At 47.7% G+C, this 21567-nt stretch carries 17 protein-coding genes, 1 tRNA gene and 1 pseudogene; 8 read left to right on the forward strand and 11 right to left on the reverse strand.

Features of this window, described 5'->3' with window-relative positions; all coding sequences use genetic code 11:
• Window positions 1-31: 31 nt before the first annotated feature.
• The 5 genes from QUA62_RS01680 to QUA62_RS01700 all read right to left on the reverse strand — a co-directional run bounded on the left by QUA62_RS01680 (window position 32) and on the right by QUA62_RS01700 (window position 6991).
• Window positions 32-2104 carry a Wzt carbohydrate-binding domain-containing protein gene (locus tag QUA62_RS01680; RefSeq protein WP_333402106.1) on the reverse strand — a complete coding sequence of 691 codons (2073 nt, stop codon included), beginning with the start codon at window positions 2102-2104 and terminating at the stop codon, window positions 32-34.
• Entirely contained in the window at window positions 2105-2896 is a 792-nt protein-coding gene (locus tag QUA62_RS01685; protein WP_333402107.1) for an ABC transporter permease, read from the reverse strand.
• Window positions 2893-4143, reverse strand: a complete 1251-nt coding sequence (locus QUA62_RS01690; protein WP_333402108.1) for a glycosyltransferase — start codon at window positions 4141-4143, stop codon at window positions 2893-2895. Before QUA62_RS01690 ends, QUA62_RS01685 begins: the two co-directional genes overlap by 4 nt.
• A gap of 269 nt (window positions 4144-4412) precedes the next feature.
• Window positions 4413-5723 (reverse strand): glycosyltransferase, encoded by a 1311-nt coding sequence (locus QUA62_RS01695; RefSeq protein WP_333402109.1) that lies wholly within the window; start codon window positions 5721-5723, stop codon window positions 4413-4415.
• A gap of 74 nt (window positions 5724-5797) precedes the next feature.
• Window positions 5798-6991, reverse strand: a complete 1194-nt coding sequence (locus QUA62_RS01700) for a glycosyltransferase (RefSeq protein WP_333402110.1) — start codon at window positions 6989-6991, stop codon at window positions 5798-5800.
• Between the two features lie 2169 nt (window positions 6992-9160).
• Here QUA62_RS01700 and QUA62_RS01705 point away from each other — a divergent pair.
• The gene (locus tag QUA62_RS01705; RefSeq protein ID WP_333402187.1) at window positions 9161-10798 is read left to right on the forward strand and encodes an MBL fold metallo-hydrolase; all 1638 of its coding nucleotides are present in this window, start codon (window positions 9161-9163) and stop codon (window positions 10796-10798) included.
• Between the two features lie 322 nt (window positions 10799-11120).
• On the opposite strand, the gene QUA62_RS01710 is transcribed toward QUA62_RS01705, so the two are convergent.
• Window positions 11121-11432: a DUF6679 family protein gene (locus tag QUA62_RS01710; protein WP_015177146.1), complete on the reverse strand. Its 312-nt coding sequence runs from the start codon at window positions 11430-11432 to the stop codon at window positions 11121-11123.
• Between the two features lie 601 nt (window positions 11433-12033).
• Between QUA62_RS01710 and QUA62_RS01715 the strand changes: the two genes are divergently transcribed.
• The 6 genes from QUA62_RS01715 (at window position 12034) to QUA62_RS01740 (ending at window position 17541) form a co-directional block, all read left to right on the forward strand.
• A complete protein-coding gene (locus tag QUA62_RS01715) occupies window positions 12034-12189 on the forward strand; it encodes a hypothetical protein (protein ID WP_190663334.1) in 156 nt (51 codons plus the stop codon).
• Window positions 12190-12201: 12 nt separating this feature from the next.
• Window positions 12202-14277, forward strand: a complete 2076-nt coding sequence (locus tag QUA62_RS01720; RefSeq protein ID WP_333402111.1) for a CapA family protein — start codon at window positions 12202-12204, stop codon at window positions 14275-14277.
• Window positions 14278-14414: 137 nt separating this feature from the next.
• Window positions 14415-15284 carry an aldose epimerase family protein gene (locus QUA62_RS01725; protein ID WP_445301632.1) on the forward strand — a complete coding sequence of 290 codons (870 nt, stop codon included), beginning with the start codon at window positions 14415-14417 and terminating at the stop codon, window positions 15282-15284.
• 67 nt (window positions 15285-15351) lie between these two features.
• A tRNA-Lys gene (locus QUA62_RS01730) sits at window positions 15352-15423 on the forward strand.
• 193 nt (window positions 15424-15616) lie between these two features.
• Window positions 15617-16696: a class II fructose-bisphosphate aldolase gene (fba, locus tag QUA62_RS01735; protein ID WP_006633469.1), complete on the forward strand. Its 1080-nt coding sequence runs from the start codon at window positions 15617-15619 to the stop codon at window positions 16694-16696.
• A gap of 206 nt (window positions 16697-16902) precedes the next feature.
• Window positions 16903-17541, forward strand: coding sequence for a type I restriction enzyme HsdR N-terminal domain-containing protein (locus QUA62_RS01740; protein ID WP_333402113.1), 639 nt, complete (start codon window positions 16903-16905; stop codon window positions 17539-17541).
• A 1-nt stretch (window position 17542) separates the two neighbouring features.
• Here QUA62_RS01740 and QUA62_RS01745 read toward each other — a convergent pair whose 3' ends face one another.
• From QUA62_RS01745 to QUA62_RS01755, 3 genes and pseudogenes are all read right to left on the reverse strand, one after another.
• On the reverse strand, window positions 17543-17761 hold the full coding sequence (locus QUA62_RS01745) for a DUF5615 family PIN-like protein (protein WP_333402114.1): 219 nt from the start codon (window positions 17759-17761) through the stop codon (window positions 17543-17545).
• Between the two features lie 3 nt (window positions 17762-17764).
• A complete protein-coding gene (locus tag QUA62_RS01750; RefSeq protein WP_333218011.1) occupies window positions 17765-18106 on the reverse strand; it encodes a DUF433 domain-containing protein in 342 nt (113 codons plus the stop codon).
• Window positions 18107-18230: 124 nt separating this feature from the next.
• Window positions 18231-19568: pseudogene (locus QUA62_RS01755) on the reverse strand (NB-ARC domain-containing protein).
• Between the two features lie 267 nt (window positions 19569-19835).
• Here QUA62_RS01755 and QUA62_RS01760 point away from each other — a divergent pair.
• A complete protein-coding gene (locus QUA62_RS01760; protein WP_333402115.1) occupies window positions 19836-20177 on the forward strand; it encodes a hypothetical protein in 342 nt (113 codons plus the stop codon).
• A gap of 61 nt (window positions 20178-20238) precedes the next feature.
• On the opposite strand, the gene QUA62_RS01765 is transcribed toward QUA62_RS01760, so the two are convergent.
• The gene (locus QUA62_RS01765) at window positions 20239-20559 is read right to left on the reverse strand and encodes a hypothetical protein (RefSeq protein WP_333402116.1); all 321 of its coding nucleotides are present in this window, start codon (window positions 20557-20559) and stop codon (window positions 20239-20241) included.
• Window positions 20560-20786: 227 nt separating this feature from the next.
• On the reverse strand, window positions 20787-21488 hold the full coding sequence (locus tag QUA62_RS01770; protein ID WP_333284003.1) for an alpha/beta fold hydrolase: 702 nt from the start codon (window positions 21486-21488) through the stop codon (window positions 20787-20789).
• Between the last annotated feature and the right edge of the window lie 79 nt (window positions 21489-21567).

The raw sequence follows: 21567 nt of genomic DNA on the forward strand, positions 1-21567 counted from the left end.
GGTTTCGTTTTCTTAACCCAACCTGCCCATTCTAACTCCAAGTAAAATCCTGTTTTAACAAATTAGAAAGTTCCTGATTGTAAGGTTGAAAATACTCTGTCAATTGTTGTTCAATTGCTGCTGGTATTTTGCTATACTCCTCGACCGTATTCATCTCATATTCTTTACTTGCGATCGCACTAATACCCAAGAAATCTAACACTTCAGAAAAAACTTTGTCGGCATTTGCCTCAGAATCTTCGCTCTTGAGAATTAGCAAGTGTTCCCTCGGAAAATAATCGAGCCAATTCCTGATTTGTTCAACATAAATTCCTCGTGACAAATAAGAATAATGTTGGTGGTTGAAACTGTAATAACTTTGATCAGCTTTGATCTTTTCAATTTCACCTTTTAGGCGATCGGGTTCGGAAGCGATCGCCTTTTCAAAATCCAGCTTTTCGCAGCCGCTCGCCACTTCTAAATGATAGTGCAGCCAAGCTCGTTTGACCGGGTTTCGCAGCATTACAATCAGCTTAACATCCGGGAAACACTTGTAAACCCGCTCGGCCACCAACGGATGATAAATATAGTAAGGAGTCATTTCCCACAGCAACACCTTCTCATCCGCCACACTCCGCGTCAACTGCTTGCTGTACCAATCAACGCCCCGCTCAAAATTCAAATCAAAAAAGTGAATGTTGGGGGAACCATCTTTGATAATTTGCAAGTGATTTGCGAGATAGCCAGATAGAGGTTCCGTGCCGCACTTTTGAGCGCCAATAATTAAAAAGTCTGGTTCCTGCTTATTTTTTAACTGAGTCGAAATCTGGGCATAGGCGGGATTATCCTTATTTAAGGCGTGAACTTTATAGGCTGGTTCTGGTAAATCCGCAACCTGCATTGTGCCATCAAATTCCCAGCGGTAGGGCGGACAAAGAATCGTTTTTTGGTTGACAGTCGATCGCACGTACAGCGGATAAGTGTGCCAATGATAATCGTAGGCGTAAGCCAAACTCTTCTCGTAAACCCCAGCATTCACGTAATACTGACCGTTGCCTAAATCCAGCCTGTCTACGTGCAGGCGGATTGTGCCTTTACCTTCCGCCAGCGGCAGCAATCTGCCCATTTGATTAGTATTAGTCTCAAAACAACTTTGACCGTCTTCCCGGCTGATTGTCACGCCAAAAATAGCAGCCGAAATTGGCTTCGGTACAGAATAATGAATTTCCACAGTAATAGGCTCACCACTGTTTATCTCATCCTCCGGCAACACTTTAACATCCGTAATTTCTACTTCCAAAGAACCGAAGCGATTGTCATTGATTCGCAGTTGCAAACCCGTACTGGTCACTTCAGGAGGAAGGATGGGAGTGCGTTTTTCGGTTGGTGGGCGCATTTCCGACAAATACTGACCGACTACCACTTCTGGTTCCCCGTAAGCCACGATTTCACCTGATTTCAGCCACAAAGCCCGATCGCACAGTTTATGAATTTGCGTCGCGTTGTGAGAAATCAAAACAATCGCACATCCTTGAGCCTTAAACTCCGAGATTCTGTTCAAACATTTAGTTTGAAAAGCCACATCACCAACCGACAAATGTTCATCAACTAACAGCACTTCTGGATCAGTGTGCACCGCCACCGAAAAAGCCAGCCGCATTTGCATCCCCGTACTGTAAGTCCGCATCGGACTATCAATAAACTGTTGCAATTCCGCAAATTCAACAATATCATCAAACCGGCGCGCCGCTTCCCGACGAGTCAAACCGGCCACCACCGCACCCACAAACACATTTTCTCGACCGGTTAAATCCGAGTGAAAACCCGCACCCAAATCCAACAAACCGCCAATTCTGCCATTAACTTCAATAGTTCCTTCTTGAGCGTGGCCGATACCGCCAACAAGTTGCAGCAGCGTCGATTTTCCCGCGCCATTCTTGCCGAGAATTCCCAGCATTTCCCCGGGAGCAACACTGAAATTGATATCCCGCAGTGCCCAAAAACGCGCCTGCGGTTTCATCTGCCGAAAACCCGCCAAAGCGGCCTGCATAATCGTATAAGGTCGATCGGCAGAGTAGCGGTTGAAACGTTTCCCCAAACCCTTGACAACAATAGCTTGACGCATTTACAATTCCTCCACAAAAGTATTGCTTTGCCGTCTAAAAATTCCCAGTCCGATCGGCAAAAGAGCAGCCACAACCAAGCTAACAATTAACAGTGCCAGCCAATCCGGTTGCGTACCCTTGAGCAGTATGGCGCGGTAGGCTCCAAGCAGTGGCACCATTGGATTTAACTGATAAAGAGGCTGAAATTCTTTCGGGACGCTGTTGAGGTCGTAGAAAATCGGAGTCAGGTAAAACAGCATCTGCAAAACTACGCCCAAAGTGTGCTGAGTATCGCGAAAAGTGACATTCAAAGCGGCGAGGGGATAAGCCAAACTGACTGTCAAAATAAACTGAATAGCCATCAGCAGCGGCAACACAAACAGGACTGCACTCGGCTGAACGCCATCAATTGCCAGAAAGATAATTAACACCGGCAAAGCTAACAGAAAGTGAATTAGTCCCGTCATAGTCGTGACTACCGGCAAAATTGCCGTGGGGAAATTCGGCTGTCTGATTAGCGCTTTATTGTTGGTAATTAATCCAGTTGCTTGAAATAATGCGGTTTGAGACCAACTCCAGATTAACAAACCGCTGAAAGCAAAGGAAGAAAATTTCGGAACGTTAATCGGTACAACTGAGCGAAACACAAAGGAAAATACAGCTAACTGCAACAGCGGATTGATTAAAGTCCAAGCAATCCCCAAAGCCGATCGCTTGTAAAGTAATTTCATATCGCGATCAACCAACACCCGCAGCAAATCGAAGAAATGAGCGATTTTGCGCCTGTCAATCAGTTTTGGAACACTTCTCATCGCACACCTCCAGCAACTTCCTGCGGTTCAGACTGTAGCTGCTCTTCCTGCTCAATCTCACCTAACTGCTGCGCCTGCAACTGCGCTTTTCTGTAAGCAAAAGGACTGTCGAGAGCTCCTAGCAACTCGCTGACTACCAACTTGCGCGGCAGCAAACCCGGAACCCCCAAGCGGCGCACCAGCCACCAACCGAACCAATTAAACATAGCAAATTTCAAAATTTCCCAGCGCGGCACAGTGCGGTTGCGATCGCACGTGAGTAAATAAGCCCCAAAGCTGCGCCCGTTGTCCTGCAACTGCCGGCTCAAAGCATCGGCGCTGCGCCGGTGCAAGTGCCACACAAAAGCTCTCGGCTCATAAAAAGTCGAGTATCCCTTAGCCAAAATCCGATGAAACATCTCAATATCCCCACCACCGCGAGTCGCAGTCCCCACATCAAGAGCAACGTCAAAATTGCCCACAGCCTCGAAAACTTGCCGCCGGAAAGCCATATTCGCCCCCACGCCGTATTTGCTCGCCCACAGCAACTCCCACACAGAAAGCTTGCTACCGTCGGTTTTGTGGCGGTCAAGGTGTTGCAGCATTCCGCCATATATCAGTTCAAATTGCTGTTGTGACAAGGTTTCCAGTTCGGCGGCCGCCACTAAACCGCTAACTGCCATAATGTCCGGGTCAGCAAAAGCCGAAGCGATCGCCCGCAGCCAACCGCGATCGGGCCGCACGTCGTCGTCAGTAAAAGCAATAATTTCATGCCGCGCTTCAGCGATCCCGCGATTGCGCGCCCAGTCCAATCCTGGCCGTTCTTCCTTGACGTAGCGTACCGGCAATCGCGCAACTAATTCAGCGGTGCTGCTGTTTGCAGGAGCGTTGTCTATAACGATAATTTCGCGGTGGGGATAGTCTAGTGCGAGCAGAGCTTCCAGAGCGCCTTTGAGCAAATCTGTGCGATCGCGCGTGCAGATGACAACGCTAATTGACGGCAGGTGGCGATCCGCCACTGCTTCAGAAACAGCCCCGAACTGCTCTCCTAAAGTCGATCGCACCAACTCTTTTCCTAACTGATCCACAATTGTTTGTCGCACTCGCTCAGCGGAAATTGTTTGTTCCCAGGGATTGTTGCTAACATAAGCCCAGCCCAGAAGCCGTCCCCGGTAGCGAACTAAAATGCGAACTCCTTCGTATTGTTCGAGTTGCCTAATCGGATTAATCTGTTCGGTAAACTCAATCTCCATCACTTTTATTGCCATAACTTGCTCCTGAAAATTTTGCAGTGGGCACTAGATAGAAAAGTTTTGACTTGGGACTTTTAAGTTTGGGGTGGCAACTTTCCAATTTCCCAACTTTTGAGGTTTGAGTTTTTGGTTTAAATTCCCCAAATTTAGTAGATATGAACGAAAAAAAGAACGAAATAAAATATATTCTAGGGGGTAGTTTAGCTAAGCATAACCAGATATAAGCGAGAAGATGAAGGCACTCACCTGCCCGAATCATGTAATCTTTATTTGTACCTATTTACTTAGCTCTTAATTGCTAACTCGTAAGTTTCAAAAGCAACTAAAGGTTTGTCTTCAAGCGTTTCAGCAGTGCGGGGCAAACCGTTAACCGCGATCGCCGCAGCCAGCGGTTGAGCAAAGTGAAGCGCCAGAATCGATCGCAAGTGAGCGCCCCGCAGCGGTTCCGCGCCCGCTTGCGGAATAATATGGCCGACTGTCAGTTGGTCATAATACAGGTAAACCCCAGCCGGTCGTTCCGCATCCAGCAGACTTTCTGCAGCTTCCCAACCTTGCTGCAAATCAATGTTAATTTCATATCCGCCCAAATGAGCACGGGCCGGGCCTCCTTGCATAAAACTAGAAATAGCAGAGCGACTTTTCAACTCATCAATGACACCCCGCAAATACCAATAACCGCGCAATTTTGACCGCAACCACCGCCAAGTTCCCCGCATCCGCAAGCTTTCGAGTAAATCAAGAGATTCCCTCAGTCCCCGGGCCAGCCAATCGACAGCCGCCGGCCAGAAAAACGCGATCGCCACCACAATTTTATCTACCAGCGAGTAAGCAGTTTCGTAGGCTGCTACCTGCAGTATCGGTCTAAGTTCCGGGTGTCGGCGGCCGATCAAAACATCCGATCGCCCTTCCTGACGAGAGCGGTGAAAAGAGCGATCGAGATTATTAGTTTCGTGTTCGTAATGATAGCCCACCGCATCCCCCGCTACAGCAAAAGGTACACCTGCTTTCAGCAAACGCACCCCAAACTCGTAATCTTCCCCGCCGCAGTTCCCGAAAGCCGAATCAAAGCCATCGAGACGACCAAACAGTTCTGCATCCAAAGAAAGGTTGCCGCTGAGCAAATCTTGATAAGTAAATCGGTGAGCGGGCTGGCTCATCTGATAAAACTTCTCTTCCCACCACGAGCGCACTTCCACGTCAAAAAATCTAGTTCCTCCGTGCAACTTAGGCGGATAGGGGCCCATGACAGCCGAGCCCGGACGCTCTCGGTGAACCCGCGCATGGCTTTCCACCAAAGGCGGCAGCGCTTCGATATCGTCGTCGAGAAACAGCAGCAATTTCCCGGTAGCCGAAGCCGCTCCCGTATTGCGGGCGATCGAAGCACTTCGGCAATTTACCTCAAGCGCCTGCAGTTTAAACGGAGCTTTGTAGTCTTGTAGCATTGCCAAAGTATCGTCAATGCAGCTATCGGCCACTACAATAACCTCGATCAGGTTGATCGAATAAGTCTGCAAGTGCAAAGCATCCAAAGCCCGCCGCAGCGAAGAACTTCGGTTGTGGCTAGGAATAATTATGCTAACTGTTAGATTTTCCATATTTACATTACAACAATTAACTTCATCTGCATTTCATCTCCCTTCATCTGCCGTTAAAAATAATCTAAAAATCCCTATTCATTGCTCCCCTTAATTTTTTGTAACAACTTCCGAGAAGCAAAATAAGCCATCGGCCCGCTAAAGCAGCCCCGGAATTGAGCCCACAGCAAATCCCTCGGAACCGCATCCGGTTGCTTTCGCAAAGAAGCAATTAATTCTGGAATTTGCTTATACCGCAGCCATCCCCAAGCTAATAGAGGCACACTAAATTCTCTGTTGATTACAAACAGCCGCGTCCAGAAAGCATAGACTCCGATGCCGTAGCCTTGGAGCGTTTTTCGCAATTCTTCCCAAGTGCGGCGATGGCGGTGCCAGCTCAATGCTCTCGGCTCGTAGACAATACAGTAGCCCGCGCGCAAAATGCGGGCAAAGAGTTCACAGTCTTCGCCACCCACCGTGGGTGTTCCCGCACCCAAAGCTTCGTCAAACAGGCCAATGTAGTCGATCAAACTTTTTCGCACAGCCATACTCGCCGAAACTCCCACAAGATGCACAATCAGAGGATTGCACTGCGCCCCATCAAAAACTCGGCGCTCAAATCCCCGCCCGTGCGGGCTGTACCACTCAAACCATTCTTGCGCTTCGGTTTCCAGTTCCAAGGGCATCACCAGCCCCGTGACGCACATAACTCGCGGATCGCTAAAATTCCACAAGAGCGATCGCAGCCAGTTCGGATCGGGGGCAGCATCGTCATCTGTAAAGGCTACGAATTCATGTTTAGCTTCGCGTAAAGCTCGGTTGCGGGCAGCGCTGGAGCCTGGTACGTCTTCGCGCACATAGCGGACTTGTGGGTAATTTTTGATTAGTTCCTTGGTAGCGTCCGTGCTGGGACAATTGTCAATTACTAAGTATTCCTGACCCTCGTCTGGGCTCTGCATCAGCGCGTCTAGACAGCGCCGCAAATCTTCCGGGCGATCGCGCGTGCAAACCGCTACTGTTGTGGCGAGCGGCATTGCCTGCACAGGCCCGCGTTCGTCCCATGCGAGGGTATCGTAGAGCCAATTTTTCCAAAGGTTCTCCCCCGCAGCGTTCATCAGTGTTTCCCGCAATTGGGAGCCGTCGGCGTGACCTCCGACGAGCGACAATAGAGCTTGGCCGATCGGTTTTCCGTGCAGTCGAATTAAAACCAAGGCTTTGCTGTAACGCTCCTCAACCCTAATTTCTGGCGGAAGTTTGGACATTTCCAGGTCAAGAATAGCTGTTGCCATTTTAGATTTTAAATTGTGAAAAAATCATATAAACTCCGTATATTACCGGATGTATTTTAGCGAAAATTGTTTTAGGGCTAGCAACTTATCAATGCCATACTTGCCTAGCCTCGATCGCGAATCTAACATAAAGCCTTATTTTTATTATTGCTTTTATTTATTTTTACTTTCTATTACCCGCTGATGTCAAGTTTTTTTCCAACAGAATATTTGTCGTCGAACACCTTAGCTCGTTGAGGCGGGTGTCAATTGCAGGTGTTATGGGCCGTCGGCACTCTCCCAAGTCTCGCCATTAATGCCATCTCTAAAAACCTGATTTTTTGATAAAACCCGGTTTGTGCGATCGCGCCTCATTCCAGCTTTAATTGCGATCGGGTACTATTCTCTAAAACCTACCAAACAATTAAACCCTCTCGCCATTAAAACTTTCGCAAGTAGTAATTATTCTATAACAATCCCAACCCCCTTGTTAGAATATAGAGGCAGCCCCTTAACAAATATTAAAAAAACTAAAATACTAGGTAAAACTGCGCCAAAACCAATACTTTCTATGTCTTACAGGGGTCGTTTGAGCTAAAAAAATTTCCTATAAAAAACACTTTATGAGTTAAAAATAGACATACATTAGCTATATTTTTACCTACTTATTTAACCGACCTACATGAGTTAATAGAGGTCAATCCATACCACGTAAATTTAAGCACTATTAACTTAAAATCTTTACTAAAGGCTATAAGTACCGAGAGTCAGCAGGTTAAATAAGTCAGTTCCGGCTTCATTGGTTAATAAACTAAACTGTATAAACTACTCCTATCTCTAGGTTAAAATTGGCAGAACGACGAGGCTCAGTCAGTTATCTAGAATCTGTGCAAAGCGCAGCAGTCATTTGCTGACGGCAGTCAAAAAACTGGAATCTAGCACAACTCCAACGATACTATTCGAGAACTACGATGTGAGGTTTGACTGAAAACCAAGCTATTACACTCTATTTAAGCCGCCACAGGTTAGCTGACAAACAACTCAAAAACCCCACCCCAAAGAATACCCAAATGATAAAAAACCGAAGATTATAGACTGGTTGGAGACTCATATACCTGAGATTATTCCTGGCAAGTTAGTGGGATTTGTACAGGATAAATATCCTCCATTTTCGGGGGATTTATCTGGCTATGTTTGGGGTAAAACAAAAGAATATATCGTTTTGTCCCCTAGTCAAGGAGCGGAGTAAACAAACCTATTATGGGGCAGTCAGCCGATTTTAGATTTGAGTTTTGAGACTTCCGCGAGACGTTGGGCGAGCCATCGAGTCCAGCTCAGTCGAGCCGCGCTCAGACGTTGGGCGAGCTGTCGAGTCGCGCTCAGTCGAACGATTTGAGATTTACTTCACAGATGAATCTGGAGCTTGAACACGAGCCTAAAACTTTGGGCTGCTGACGATTCCTGTCGGAAACTTATATCCGTTTTTGGGCGGGGTCAAAAAGCCATTTAAACTCTCTCCGGGATAGCCACAAGGTTTGCTTAGAAGAATGTATCAAACTTTTACAAAGGAACCGAGCAAACTCATAAAGTCTCTGTCTGCCCGGACAAAAGCAGTTAGCTAGCCCCATGCTGGTTCTCCGTTTTTCAGATTGGACAATACACGGCCCTCAACACCCTAAAAATGAAGAATTGTAAAGTTTTATCAAGATCTTTGGACATCTGAATTAAAATCTTCTCATAAAAAAGACTAGCTTTTAGCAGGCGCAAATTGTGGAAAAAAGTTTAAAACTCAGAATATGAGATCGAGTTCGCTACTCTTACATGGTGCAATAAAATGTAACTTTTGATGCCAGAACCAGTAGCATGAACTTTGTGGAAGGCCGAATGCCCGTCAGGCAAATGCCTTCGGAAAATCGCCTTCTTGGCGCTGCATCAAATCTTAAGTGCAATTACTTCCCTTTGACGGGAAGCGGAGCCTTCGAGCAAACATTTAGCCCCAGGGCTTACGCACCAGAACTTTGATAAACCGGGTTTTTTAACCGGGAGCGAGGGCGGCAACAAAGTGTTTTCGTTCATCAAACCCGATTTCAGCGTCCGAGACTGAACTTGATCGAATGAATGCAGTCGCAACCAATCTTTAAATGTCGCGATACTGCAAGTTGCGTGCAAAGCAGGGAGCTAACCGCAGTGATGGATCTCGATTGTTTACCTTACGGCGCAGGCCACGCCCAAGAAGGTGTCTGTCTCCTAGTGCGAATGGGGCCACACCGCATTTTACTCGACTGCGGTGTAGAGGATATTGCACCGCTGTCAGCGACACTAAATCGATCGCTGCCAGCCGATTTTGTGGTGTGTACCCACGCCCACTCTGACCATGCCAGAGGTTTGCTAGCACTCCATCAATCTTTCCCCCACTTGCCAATTTACGCCAGCGAAGTGACAGCGCGACTGCTACCGCTCAACTGGCCAGAACTGGCTCAGCAGCCAGAGTCCAGGTTCTGTCAGGGGCTGCCCTGGCAGTCGCCGCTCGAAGTGCGCCCAGGACTGAGCGTGCAGTTGTTCCCATCGGGTCATTTGCCCGGAGCGGCGACTGTGCTGCTGACTTATGCCGCACCGCACCGCACCTACACCGTGGTTTACACCGGCGACTTTTTCCTGTCCAATTCTCGTTTGGTGGAAGGTTTGCCCCTGGGAGAACTCAGGGGCATGAAGCCGGATGTGTTAATTTTGGAAGGCAGTTACGGCACGGCGCGCCACCCTCACCGCCGACAACTAGAAAATCAGTTAGCCGATCGCATCCACCGCGCCATCGCCGACGGTTACTCGGTACTGCTGCCCGCGCCGGCCCTTGGTTTGGGCCAAGAAATGCTGATGCTGCTCCGCAGTCACCACTACTTTACTGGCCGCGACTTGGATATTTGGGTGGACGGCACAGTCGCCGACGGGTGCGACGCTTATCTGGAACTGCTACACCAATTTCCCACCGCCGTCCAAAATTTTGCTCTGCACCAACCTTTGTTTTGGGACGAAAGGGTGAAACCCCGCGTCCGCCGGCTGTCTCCCGAACAACGCCCCGGATTGGGAGCCACGCCCTGTATTGTGATTACTGACCAAATAGCTGATTTGCCTTTGTATGTTGCCGATGGCAAACATCCTTGGATTTTGCTCGCGCCTCAAAAACCAGGATATCCCGTCAGCGACTGGCTGGGCAACAGGCCCCAATCAGGAGTCAGAAGTGTCGAAACTTATCTGCTAGCCGAACACTGCGACGGGCCGGGGACGACCCAACTCATCCACAATTTGCGTCCCCAGCACGTAATTTTACTCCACGGTTCCCCTGCCTATTTGGCTGACTTGGCTAACTTGGACGAGCTGCGAAACCGCTACCAGTTGCACACTCCGGCGGCCGGAACACTGGTCGAATTGCCGATCGGGGAAATGTTTTTGCAGCCCGCTATCCCAGAAACTAACTATGAGGGAGAACTCAGCGAATTGGGGACAGAGGTAGCAATTAGCTTGCCGAGTCCGATTACAGCCGATCCTCGGTGGGCCAATTTTGCCGATACCGGCTTGGTAGAAGCGCGCTGGCAAGGCGAAGAGCTGGTACTGCGCGGCATTTCCCAGCGGGAACTCCTTTTTCAAGGCAGCGCCGTTCAGGCCAACCTCGAATGCTGCGGCAATTGCCAGCACTACCGCAGCCAGCGCTGTTGGAACCAGTCCAGTGCTTTGTTTGGTTTTAAAGTTACCCCCGACGGTTTCTGTCCCGTCTTTAAAGCGATACCGGAGTCCGAACTTTTCCTAGAAGATGGCGAAACAGACGGCGAATAAGCTGTCGGGCACCTCGAAACCAGCCCGCAGGCGAAGAAAACAAAAGAACAGTCCTGGACGCACCCAGACAAAAAACCCGGTTTAAGCAGAGGTAAGCTGTCGCGTATTGAATTTTTAAACTACTGTGTACTTACCCTCTTGTGAGGTGGGCAGGAGATTCCGCCATCAAGCTTAAATTTAAAGGCAAAATAGCTTATGGGGTCATAACCCAGAATATGTTTGGCCTAAACCGGGTTTTTTCCATAATTTCTCCACAAAAAAGGGAGAAAAGTCGTTTTCTTTTCCCCCAAGTTTTCCTTGTGCCTCAAGCGCGAGCTCAAAACTATTCCAAATTCGAGTCCGGGTAGTGATTGCGAATTTGTTCGGCTTCGGGACAATCGTCAGAAACTAGGGGTTCGCAGTTAGTTCGGGATACCGAAGCCAACTTCTGGGACACAGAGCCAATACTTTCGAGACGCACCATTTCTTCCCAGGAGCTGATTTCGTCTTCTTCGTCGGTTTCGTAGCGCAGCGTGACTAGATCCCCTTCAATATCTAGGATACGAGCGCGCTCTATCCAACGTTGCTGATCTCGAAGAAAAATAGAAACCTCACGACCATCACAACAGAGTTGATAGATTTTGCGCTGTAGCATTTGTCAGTTCTCCTGCGCAGTGTAACTTGCTTAAAATATGGTCTGTTTACCGTAACGTACTTTGGGTTTTACATCGGAAGGCACAGCCGTGTGGACTGGCCAGTTTCACGTTTTCCGCAACTTTGGTACCGATGGGAGTTACCAAATTTGATTTTACCACCAAATCTATCTAGTACGCCATTTATCCAATTACAGGTTGTGCAGCCAGTGGCATCCCTCGTGAGAGGCATTTGCCAGCATAGATCGCAGCATTAGGACTTGACGACGGCACGCGATTAACAGCGACAATAACAACAGACTCTGCCTCAAAAATCTCGCTCTCTTTTGCCTCAAGTCCCCCAGAAACCTATTGTTTCGACGTTTGTGCGATCGCCCGCTAACGCCTCTTGGCTCAATCTTAAATCTCAAATTTCAAAGCCGAAGCTTTAAAGCGACTCTCAAACAGCGACAATAACAACAGACTCTGCCTCATAAACCTCCCTCTTTTCTACCTCAACTCCCCCAGAAACCTTTTGTTTCGACTTTTGTTCTGGCCCCGAGTACCCTCTGTGAACTCAATCTAAAATCTAAAATCTAAAATCTAAAATCGATTGACCGAAGTGTGATAAAAATCACTGACAGCAGGCAGCCCCTAAATGTAGAAAATGGTGGCGGCCAACAACAAGCTTCAAAACGGGCAGCGGAACCTGTGGCGGTTAAGCTAAAAGAATTGCGGTTCCGTTCAAAACAAATTGGAGTCATCGCTCGTGCGTATTAAGGAGGCTAATTGATGGTGTACGCAGAAAATTGGTCGCAGCCGTCTATTTTGGAGCTAGCGCGATCGGGCAACTTTCAAGCCCTAAATTATTGGATTGACAGCTTGCTGCGACCCGAAGGGATTTATGCCCGCGTCGAACAGGCTCAGGCAGGCTGCGTCCAAATCCTCGTAGAATTCCAGCGCGAATTGGCGCCAGATACTACATTACTCGGGAGCACTCTCCGGGAAGGCTTAGTCAAATTTATTTGCCACCAACTCTGGAGACTCAACTCGCCAGCAGTAGAAGGAGTGCGAATTCACGCGCGCTTGGCTGGGGATGCAGACATTCTCTGGAAACAGTCAGTGCGAATTGTCACTCCCGCCAACCGCCAGCGGCGGCGTTACCGTTCCCTACCGGCCGTCGATTGGGTTAAATTTAAAACGTATCGTTCTCTGCTGCTAGTGGGATCGGCACTTGCCTCATTTATTTTAGGGTGTTGGGTCAGCTACCACGAAGCTCTGACCCTGCGGTTAGTATCCCCAGTATCCGGCTACCAGCAAACTGGGGTAATGTCGGGGCCGCCTCCAAAACGTGCGGATACGGTGCAAGCGGCCTTAGAAGTGGTACCAGTATTACAGCAAAAGCAAGTTGCTAATCCTTACGACCCAACAGTAACGCTGATGTTCGGAGGAAATGTGAATCTATCGGATGCGCTCGGAGCATCTGCTGCCAACGATCACCAATGGGCTTTCGCCAATATGGACGAGTACCGGCAAGCAGATCTGGCGATGGTTAACCTAGAAAACTCCCTGACTCGCTCTACATTGGGGTCTGGCAAAAAACAATTAAATTTTAAAGCTGCTCCAGAATCGGTGAAAGTATTAACAGCCGGAGGAGTGGATATTGTCAATCTGGCAAATAGCCGCGCTATGGATTACGAGGAACCGGGGCTCGTGGAGACGATGAATACTCTAGATAATAGTGGGATTCAACACCTGGGAGCCGGCAGAGATATTAAAGAAGCGAGGCGTCCAGATATTATTGAAGTTAAGGGTCAGCGGATTGCCTACCTCGGTTATTACGATGCCGAGCTTCACGTCGCCGACCAAGGGAAAGCGGGCACTAACCCCCGCCGCAACAATCGCGTGGCCGAGGATATTCGAGCTCTTAGGGGTCAGGTAGACTGGATTATTGTTAATTACCACTGGGGAGTCGAATTGGCCGATTATCCGGGGGACTGGCAGATTGATTTGGCTCGGTTCACGATCGACCAAGGAGCTGATTTGGTAGTTGGACACCATCCCCAGGTATTGCAAGGTGCAGAACTTTACAAGGGCCGCCCGATAGTTTACTCGCTGGGTAATTTTATATTCGGCGGGAATGCTCGCAGGGATTACGATACCGCAGTCCTGAAAGTATCGCTCAAAGACCGGAATATGAAGGTAGAGTTTCTGCCTGTGGAGGTGAAAAAGTTTCAGCCGAAGGTGGTGAAGGGAGCTGCTGCCGATCGCATCCTCAAACGCGTCGAGCAAATTTCTAGTATTTTCGATCGACCGATGGGATCTTCTGTAGTTCTCGATGCCCTAGTCCAGCCAGGAGCCACACTAAAAACTCCAAATTCTCCATTGCCAGGATCGGCAAAGAGCGGTACATACCAGCCAGGGCGAAGTTCCGGGGGAACATCGGGTGAAAGCAATCTGCAAAGCCCCGGACAACCCAAACCTACTTTGATTTTGCCGACTTTGCCGGCTGCGCCCCAACAGCCCGACAACTCCTCATTTTTCCCGAACGGGACAGGGCCTGCAATTGAGTCAAACCCGCCTCCGAATCAAAATTTGCCGCCGCGCATCTACCCCACTCAACCTCAAAATCCCAGCCGGGAACCAGAGCCATTTACAAAAGAGCCATTCATCAAAGAACCGTTTATTTCGCCCGCATCTCCCAGTCAAGAAGCAGTGCCGAGTCCCCAAAGCTATCTTCCCCCCAGGGCTGTATCTTTTGAAGTCGCACTCAAACAGCAGCCCACCTCAGCGATGGTTCCAGGTACCAGCAGCAAACGCTCCAAGCACCGGATCGCCCTGCCTCCTATAGCTGGGAGCATTGGTTAGTCGATGGGGGTCGGAACAACGAGGATCCCGGGGGAGGATAGGGGCGGTAATGGGTGAACATCAAGATACTAGCGACCAATTATTAACGACCGATTTACTGACAACCAATGATCAATGACCTACTACCGATGACAAATGTGTTTGCGATCGCGCTCAAGCAAAAGCAGTACAAAACCTATATCCTCTCCGACGAAACCGCTAACTCTACTCTAGAAGTTGTGCCGGAACGGGGCGGTATTGCCACTAGCTGGCTGGTTGAAGGCAAAGAAATCTTGTACTTGGACGCGGAACGGTTCGCCAATCCCGATCTGACTGTACGTGGCGGGATTCCCATCCTGTTTCCCATCTGCAGCAATCTCCCCGACAGTACTTACACGCACAAGGGAGTGCAGCGTCAGCTCAAACAGCACGGCTTTGCTCGAGACTTGCCTTGGACAGTAGGCGAACAAGTTACGGAGGGTTGCGCCGCTCTTACGCTAATTCTCGATAGCTGCGACAAGACGCTGGCTGTTTATCCCTTTGATTTCCAACTAGCCTTCACTTATCAGATTAAAGGCAATTCTTTGGAAATTTTTCAGCGATACACCAATCTGTCTGCTGAACCCATGCCGTTTTCTAGTGGTTTGCACCCCTACTTTTTGGCGACGGACAAATCAAAGCTGCGCTTTGAGATTCCGGGGATGCAGTACAGAGATCAGAACACCAATCAAAAGGGTTACTTCACTGGGGTTTTTGACCCGACGTTGGATGAAATTGATGTTTCCTTTGACGAACTCACTGGTCTTGCTGCTACTGTCACTGACGCGGCCCAAGGCTTGCGGCTCACCCTCAGTTACAACTCCAGCTATGGGAAGTTGGTTTTCTGGATGTTGAAGGGCAAGGATTTTTACTGTTTGGAACCTTGGACTGCTCCTCGAAATGCCCTCAACACTGGCGAACACATGATTTATTTGCAGCCGGGAGCGACTTGCCAGATGCTGGTTCGCATGACTGCAAATTTTATTTAAAAAAGACTTGCTATTTCAAATGAGGGGTGCTACTATTAGAAATTGTGTGCGGTAACAATGTTTTCGCGGGTCGCTAGCTCAGCGGTAGAGCATTCGGCTTTTAACCGATTGGTCTCGGGTTCAAATCCCGGGCGACCCATAAAAAATTTGTAAGTTGAGAATTTTGAGTTTTGAGTTGAATGCTCGGAACTCAAAATTTTGTTTTTTGAACTTTTAAGTAAATCTGGAAAGATAGTGCGCGATCGGTGGCAAATTGTCTTAATATTATCGTAAGAATTGAGCTTGTCCAAAATTCACTGCCCAAAAATCACAAATAATTAGGAGGAATATCTATGGCGCTTGTACCTATGCGATTGCTGCTCGACCACGCGGCTGAAAATGGTTACGGCCTACCGGCTTACAACGTCAACAACATGGAGCAAATCCAAGCGATCATGCGCGCTGCTGACGAAACCAACAGCCCCGTGATTCTGCAAGCTTCTCGCGGCGCTCGCTCCTACGCTGGCGAAAATTTCCTGCGCCACTTGATTTTGGCAGCAGTTGAAACCTATCCTCACATTCCCATTTCCATGCACCAAGACCACGGCAATGCCCCCGGCACTTGCTATTCTGCCATGCGCCAAGGTTTCACCAGCGTGATGATGGACGGTTCTCTGGAAGCAGATGCTAAGACTCCCGCCAGCTACGAGTACAACGTTCAAGTTACTCGCGATGTGGTGAATGTTGCTCATTCGATCGGCGTTAGCGTTGAAGGCGAACTGGGTTGCTTGGGTTCTCTGGAAACAGGAATGGGCGAAGCAGAAGACGGCCACGGCTTTGAAGGTGCGCTTTCTCACGATCAGTTGCTGACAGATCCTGAACAAGCTGTGGATTTCGTCGAGCAAACCGGCGTTGATGCTCTAGCAGTTGCGATCGGCACTTCTCACGGCGCTTACAAGTTCACTCGCAAGCCGACTGGCGAAATTTTGGCAATCAGCCGCATTGAAGAAATTCACCGCCGCTTGCCGAATACTCACTTGGTGATGCACGGTTCTTCTTCTGTTCCCCAAGAATTGCTGGAAATTATCAACAGCAACGGCGGTAAAATCCGCGAAACCTACGGCGTACCTGTGGAAGAAATCCAAAAGGGCATCAAGTGCGGCGTTCGTAAGATCAATATCGATACTGACAACCGTTTGGCGATTACTGCTGCAGTGCGCGAAGCTTTGTTTGCCAAGCCCGATGAGTTTGACCCCCGCCACTTCTTGAAGCCGTCGATCAAGTATATGCAGAAGGTTTGTAGCGATCGTTATAACTCTTTCGGTTGCGCTGGTCACGGTACAAAGATTAAGCAAGTGTCTTTGGACGATTTTGCAGCTAAGTATGCTAAGGGCGAATTGAGCTCTTCTGCTAAGAAGACTGTCGCTGTTTAAGAATTTTAGGTTTTAGATTTTAGATTTGTCTGAAGTCTAAAGTTAGGATTGCCGGGTAGCTTTGAAGTTGCCCGGTTTTTGTTTCTGGACACAAACCAATAGAAGTGATATTGAAAACTGCGAGCGCTATAGCAGTTTCCCTATTTTTGATTACAATGAAGCTAATTTTCCTTGGAAATTCAACCGTTTGAATCAAAGGTGAACGAATGGCAAAGGTTATTGCAGTTACAGAAGCTATTAAAAGCCTTGCTGAGGCTGAATCAAGGTTGAATTTGAGCCGAACTGAGGATGAGGCTTTTTTTACAGAGTGGCAAGCCCAATTGCCAAGTCCCAGCGATTCTGAACAGACTGCTTTGGATACGCTACGACGTAGATTGCTGTATCATAGAGCCGATGGAGAGTTGTTAGAAGGGGCAGTGACATTGCTGGTGGCATCACCTTTGTTAGAATTGGCGGGATTCTACGATCCACCGTTTAGGATGAAGGCTGAAGCTGCGATCGAAATTACGATCGATGATGGGGAAGAAACCCTGCGGGGACGAATTGATATCTTGATTTTGCAGAATCAGCTTTGGGTAATGGTTTTGGAGTGTAAGAAGACTACGATATCGACGCGATCGGCATTACCCCAAGCATTAGCATACATGATGGCAAATCCTGATTTGGATAAACCGAGATTTGGTATGTTGACGAATGGCGATGATGTGTTGTTTGTGAAACTCAGGGCTCAACCTACACCCGAATACGGGTTATCGCGGGCATTTTCGATTTATACTGTGCGAAGTGAATTGCGATCGGCTTTTCAAGTCTTGAAGCATTTAGGGCAAGGTATTACTGGCGTCTAAGTTACGGTGAAGGACGCACAACACGAATCAGTTTACCTTGCAAAGATTCTTCTGCTGTAATAGCCGCGTTGATTCGGTTAGCAAAAGCTAAAACATCCGGGTCAGGAATTTTCTGATTCGCTCTACCTGCTTCTTGGACAGTCAAAACATCGTGTCCTAAAGCTCTCAGTAATTCTACAACAGGATAGGGGTATTGCTCATCGGCATAAAGACGTGCCATCGGCTACAAATTCTCGTCCATCACTTCATCGTTTTCCCGAATTTCTGTTTCAATTTCATCGGAGAAAGCTTCAGCATAGGCCCAAGCGTTAGCAATATCAGTAGCAGAGAGTAATCGATAGCTTGTGAGTAAATCTGCTTCGCTATAGCCCATACGACGAGCTTCTACAAGTCCCCAAACGGTGATGCGAGTTCCAGCAATGCAAGCACTCCCCCCACAGACATCAGGCGTTTTTTCAATACCGCGCCAAGGAGTGATTTTGCCTTGAGTGAGGAGTTGAACGACTTGAGCTTTTTCGTCGTCAGAGAGTGCCAGGAGTTGAGGCTCTAATTCTTTCAGCGTCATGACAAACAATGGAATTGCGACTACCGATCATTCTATCGAACCGATCGCCTCATTTACCCGATCGCCCATGGCCACTTCTAGTAATTTGGGTGAAGCGCGACAATGTAAGCAATGGTTGTATAAATTACACTGTATGGGCGATCGCATATTGCCTCAGTACAGGTGAAATCGTGTAAAAATTTGCTTGTTGTTCTATCAAGCAACGTCGCGATAGAGATTGCAGCGCATTTAGCAAATCTGAAGCCGGAATTCGGTCACTTTCTAGCAATTTTGCCCGGTTGATTGGCTGGATTTCTTTCGCCAACAAGGAGATGACTTGTTTTTCTAGTTCGGATAGGCGATCGAAGTGCTTCTGTAAAACATCTTTTAAATCTTCTGGCAACAATATAGTATCATTTGGTAATAACTCTGTCACGCCGCCTCCCAAGTCTTGAATCAGAGTCGCCACGCTTTTTAACCATAGGGGGTTGCCTTGGTAGCGATGAATGAGTGTTTCACTGTTGTCGCTTTATTCTAACCCATAATCTCTGAGTATTCCCCGTGGGACGGCGATGTCTAAACCTTTGAGTTGTAAGGTACGAATGGCAGTATTTTGGCTTTTAACTTGAGTAACTTCTCTGGGTTGTTCCCAACCGATCAACAGAAAGCAGCTTTGATGGGATAATTTTTCTATTTGTTTAAATAAAGAGCGATATTCTTCGGATTCTGGTTTATATTTTCCTGCCAATTCGCCACTACAGAAAAGGTTGTGAACGTCATCTAAGACAATTAAAGAGCGATGGTTTTGTAAATACTTAATCAGCGGTAAGCATTTTGGTTGGTGGGATGAATCTTGTTTTTCGGAATGGGAAAAAAGCTGTATTAGGTTAGATTGAAATTTTTCTATGGTGGGGAATTGGTCTAGTGTTTACCAAACTGCGTACTCAAACTCGTCTTTAATTTGTTGTACGAGTTGTACTGCTAGGGTGGTTTTTCCGATACCGCTAATGCCGGTGAGGGTGTGGAGTTCGGGAGTGCGCGAGTAGAAATCGCCCAACTCCGGCATTTCGTTTAAATCTTGATATAGAGTTTTAGTTGGTTTTGAGTTAGATGTTTCTTGATTGGGTGGGTGTGAGTTTGGTATATTTAGCGGGTGTCTAGCTTCTCCACAGATGTTGAAATTACCGATGGCTACAACGTCTTGTGCAAAGTTTAAAGAATGAGAGACTTGGAACCTCTCCATTGTGGAGCGAAAATTCGATTTACTGACTTTTTCCCCAAACTCCTCTGAAAGTATCTGCCATAATTCCGAGTCGATTTCCCTGATGCGGCTTTCAGAACAGTCAAAGTCTTTCGCTATTTCTTTGTATGTCTCGCGTTGTAGAGTTCCCCGCAGTACCGCTGCTTGTAAATCGTCAAGGTGCTGACCTGTTTTCTCGAAAACTATGCGGCCGGGGAGGGTTAACACTTCTTTAAGATTTATCTGGCTAGCAAGATGTGAGAATTTTGTATATTAAAGCACTTTTTAACAAAATTGTACAACACTGTACAAAATAAATTTAAACCGAGTAAAAATTTTGCAAATTGTGAAGAAAATTGAACTTTTTTTTATAAAAACTATCCTGATTTCTAAGAACCATAGGAGAAACATTAAAAAGTAAATTGAGGGATTAAACGCTTGTCGTTTACGTTTAACCCCTGTAATAGTGTATTAAGTCGCATATTGAGTATTAGGGCATGGTGTAAAGATATGAACGGGCTGATTAAGTTCTTAGATCATAATGGGATGCGTCCTATTATTGCTTTGGTTGTGATTATTGGTGCTCTTGCGATCACTCTCAAGAGTGATAAAATTTGTGTAGTGCAAGTAGAATACCCCCCAGCTACTTCAAGACCTGCTGGAACTCAACCCCAAATCATTTTTAGAGACAATCCTGTTTGCTCAAAGTATTTTGAAATAGCAGCATTGGTACTGGGTGGACTTCTGGGATTAACCGCATCAGGTAAATCGAGCATATATCAACCGGAAGATGAGGCAGCAAGAGAGCAGCAAAGAACATTGGAGAAGAACAAATCACCGAGGCAGGATTGATTTATGAGCTGGTAGGTTGGGTTGATTCAATGAAACCCAACCTCTTTTTCCACTCACAATCTTACCCATTTCTACCATTCCAATGCGATGATTGCCCTAATAGCGATCGCCCCATCACCCATAAAGAGCGATCGCCCCTCACACCCAATACCAAACAATCCGATGATTGTACGGATAGCGAGGCCTGAGTAAAAAAAGAGCGATCGCCCCTCGCACCCAATACCACATACGGCGATGATTCTACGGAGTGCGATCGCACATAATCATCATCCCTAATTTGCGATCGACCTTCCGCACCAATTCTCCACAAAGCATCCGGCTGAAATTCGTTATCTGCGTCCAAGCGCAAAGTAGCATTGTCGCCCAATTCCACCCCAGCCAACCTCTAATTTGATTGTGTGGTTCGCCGTGACTTCGGAATCTTACCGATAATGCCACATAAAATATTTTTCAATCTATTCAGTTAGCGATAAAAATTTAAGCAAACATAGCATCGCGGGGGCGAGTTTTGCCGCACTAAACTCGCTCCTAATATAAATATTTAACTAAATCCTTCCCTTAAACCTTCTGCTTCTTCCTTCGCGTCCTTCGCGTCTTCGCGGTTCGTTTCTAACGCAAATATTCAATCCAAGTCGGCAAAACCTCCGGCGAACCGTACCACTTCCCCGGAGAACGAGGCGAATGCCAAACCCCCTCCAACACCAAATTTTCGGCCCCGTCCAACACAGCAGCTTCCACCGGCGTAATTCCATCTCCCCAAGTTTCGCCCTTCCCCACAGTTAATTCGTAACTTTTATAAGCCAGCCAAGTCCCTAAACCGCGCTTCCCAAAAACAGCCTTCCCAGCAGCGCACACGTAGCGCACCTGCGGGTGAAAAGCCCCCGGATAGTGAATTTTGACAAAATCTAGATTTTTGCGCGTCCAGCGCTCTTGAGAGACGTGTGGCGTGCCTAAAGTGATTAAAGTATTCACATAAGGGTGAGCTTCCCACAAACCCGCGTCCTCAAGCACGTCGCCGTGAATCGTGTAAGGCTTTTCGCCCAAATAGATGCGAGAAATCCAGCCACCGGCGGAATGACCGACGAGATTGATCTGGGGAACGCCGTATTGCTGTAACATTTGTTTGACCGTGCGATCGAGCTGTCGCAAAATTGGCACCATCGACCGCCCGCCAAAAGTTGGCAACCAATCTCCCTTGCCCAGAGGCACTGTTACTGTTGGGAAACCTCGATCGACCAGAGACTTTTCTAATTCGCGATAGTCGGAAGCAGCAGCAAAATATCCTGGTAAAATCACGGTTGGTAATGGCATTGTCAATTTTAGATTTTAGATTTTAGATTTTAGATTTTGCGGTCGGAGTGCTACGATCTGTTTTTCAAGTTCAAAGACG

This window comes from Microcoleus sp. MON1_C1, from assembly GCF_036701945.1.
Lineage (GTDB): Bacteria > Cyanobacteriota > Cyanobacteriia > Cyanobacteriales > Microcoleaceae > Microcoleus.

What these genes read in the sequence shown, in the direction of transcription:
- QUA62_RS01745 (WP_333402114.1), bottom strand. Translation starts at nt 17,761, where the DNA reads ATGGCACGTCTTTATGCCGATGAGCAATACCCCTATCCTGTTGTAGAA.
- QUA62_RS01770 (WP_333284003.1), bottom strand. Translation starts at nt 21,488, where the DNA reads ATGCCATTACCAACCGTGATTTTACCAGGATATTTTGCTGCTGCTTCC.
- QUA62_RS01690 (WP_333402108.1), bottom strand. Translation starts at nt 4,143, where the DNA reads ATGGCAATAAAAGTGATGGAGATTGAGTTTACCGAACAGATTAATCCG.
- QUA62_RS01740 (WP_333402113.1), top strand. Translation starts at nt 16,903, where the DNA reads ATGGCAAAGGTTATTGCAGTTACAGAAGCTATTAAAAGCCTTGCTGAG.
- QUA62_RS01760 (WP_333402115.1), top strand. Translation starts at nt 19,836, where the DNA reads ATGAACGGGCTGATTAAGTTCTTAGATCATAATGGGATGCGTCCTATT.
- QUA62_RS01695 (WP_333402109.1), bottom strand. Translation starts at nt 5,723, where the DNA reads ATGGAAAATCTAACAGTTAGCATAATTATTCCTAGCCACAACCGAAGT.
- QUA62_RS01720 (WP_333402111.1), top strand. Translation starts at nt 12,202, where the DNA reads ATGGTGTACGCAGAAAATTGGTCGCAGCCGTCTATTTTGGAGCTAGCG.
- QUA62_RS01680 (WP_333402106.1), bottom strand. Translation starts at nt 2,104, where the DNA reads ATGCGTCAAGCTATTGTTGTCAAGGGTTTGGGGAAACGTTTCAACCGC.
- QUA62_RS01710 (WP_015177146.1), bottom strand. Translation starts at nt 11,432, where the DNA reads ATGCTACAGCGCAAAATCTATCAACTCTGTTGTGATGGTCGTGAGGTT.
- QUA62_RS01685 (WP_333402107.1), bottom strand. Translation starts at nt 2,896, where the DNA reads ATGAGAAGTGTTCCAAAACTGATTGACAGGCGCAAAATCGCTCATTTC.
- fba (WP_006633469.1), top strand. Translation starts at nt 15,617, where the DNA reads ATGGCGCTTGTACCTATGCGATTGCTGCTCGACCACGCGGCTGAAAAT.
- QUA62_RS01750 (WP_333218011.1), bottom strand. Translation starts at nt 18,106, where the DNA reads ATGACGCTGAAAGAATTAGAGCCTCAACTCCTGGCACTCTCTGACGAC.
- QUA62_RS01705 (WP_333402187.1), top strand. Translation starts at nt 9,161, where the DNA reads ATGGATCTCGATTGTTTACCTTACGGCGCAGGCCACGCCCAAGAAGGT.
- QUA62_RS01700 (WP_333402110.1), bottom strand. Translation starts at nt 6,991, where the DNA reads ATGGCAACAGCTATTCTTGACCTGGAAATGTCCAAACTTCCGCCAGAA.